The 1,622-nt window shown below is 53.5% G+C and carries 2 protein-coding genes; both read right to left on the bottom strand.

Annotated elements, in window-relative coordinates; all coding sequences use genetic code 11:
* On the bottom strand, window positions 1-801 hold an 801-nt coding region (locus AAKU61_RS22580; protein WP_503012681.1), incomplete at its 3' end, for a PAAR domain-containing protein.
* Window positions 798-1,622, bottom strand: an 825-nt coding sequence (locus tag AAKU61_RS22575; RefSeq protein WP_354335876.1) for a DUF2169 family type VI secretion system accessory protein, incomplete at its 5' end; no start/stop codon positions are given. The genes AAKU61_RS22580 and AAKU61_RS22575, both read right to left, overlap by 4 nt.

Here is a 1,622-nt window from a genome sequence, read left to right as displayed (position 1 = left end):
GCCTTGGATTTGGCCTATGAGTCCGTCTAGCTGACTATTGCTGTCTTTGAAGTTGATGTAGTCATCTAAGGCATTGAGATTGAGCTGGCCTGCTTCGAGTTTGCTTTTAGCTTCTTTTAGTCGCGTAAGTTTCTCACTGGTATGCTGGCCTGTTGCTACTGGATTGGAAGGTTTGGACGCGGGTGTTGCGCTTGCGCTAACGCTCTTTTGTTCTGTGACCAGTTTGCCTTTGGCACCGCCATTGCCATTGGCATCGCAATTGATCATGCAATTGCTGTCGTGTCTGGCGATGGGGATGTTGTTGACCTTGACGTTGTTGTGTCCGTCCAAGATTTTGACATGCCCGCCACCTTGCGAAGTGCCGGATGCGATGTGCTTACCGGCATCGGCTTGCACACCCTTGATCATGTCGCCCTTGCGATACACGGGAGTGCTTTGAGCTTTGACGTTGGGTGAGGCTTGATGCTGATTGTCTAGCGTGGCAAAACTGTCGAAGGCGATGATGTCTTTGCCGACTTTACACAGATCAGGCTCAGTGCAAATGGCGTTCCAGCCTTTGGCGTGGGCGACGTGACGAGTTTTGCCGGGCGCTGTTTTTTTGTTGGCGCTGGCCTGCTTGTCTTTTTCTGCGTTGAGTTTTTCAAGGTCGGCGATATTCTTTTCTAATTCCTTGATGCGTTTTTGATCTTCGGATAATTGCAAACCCTGTGCGATCTTACTGTCGCTGAGATTACCCAGCGCAGAATTGCCTTTGGGATCAGACCCTTTCGGGTCCGAAAGTTTGAGTACTGCGCCGCTCATGATCGGCTCTTGCCGGTGTCAGTGCTGCTGCCAATCGTCTCACCGGTGATCTTGGCCTTAGTGACCGCCAGAGAAATCTCTGTCACAGGATCGTCGCGCTTAAAGTGGCTGCGCCAGACCAGTACGACTTGTCTGGTATCGAGATCAAAGCGCACCGTATCAAGTAGCGGCAGGCTGACGCTGCGTGCGCCGCTAGTGTGTTGGATGGCGACGACGATGTTCCAGCCGGGTAATTGCATATCTCCTCTTTCGGCTAATAGACCAATTAAGCTCACGCTTTCATCGCCACGCAAATGCGGGATGGCGACCATCTCGGGTGCCGCACTTTGGTAGTAGCGCGTATCGAAATCGAGCGGCAACAAAGGTGCGCGGCTGTTGCGCCATGCTTCATCGTATTTGCCTTGAAAGCCGACGCGTGGCGACCACCAACGTGCCAGCGGGCTTAACCCTTCTGGGGCACAATTTTGATATGGCTGCGTGATCGGTATAGCAACCGCTTCGATCTGCGGCGCTGGCAGTAACTTTTGTGCCGAAATCCAATTATCGATATAGCGCCGGGCTGGTTTAGCGAGATGCTTGAGTGCGCCGCTATCGGGTAACCAGCCGCAACCTGCGGGGTTAGCGGGATGCTTGACCGTATCCGGCTCTTGATCTGCGGATAGTTCAGCGGGGATATTGATACAGCCGCCGTAAGCCAGACGATAGTCGAGCGCGACACGCCGCACCGGCGTAGGAGTATCCCGGCTCCAGCCCAGCAGGTTTTTGCGAAATTGCCGTGGCCCATACAGATGCAGCATTTTCTTTTGCTTTCCCACGCGTAT

It is taken from the genome of Undibacterium sp. GrIS 1.2, from assembly GCF_040544435.1.
Taxonomy (GTDB): domain Bacteria; phylum Pseudomonadota; class Gammaproteobacteria; order Burkholderiales; family Burkholderiaceae_D; genus Undibacterium.
The sequence above is the reverse complement of the archived record's forward strand: the minus strand, read 5'-3'. Positions and strand labels throughout refer to the sequence as shown.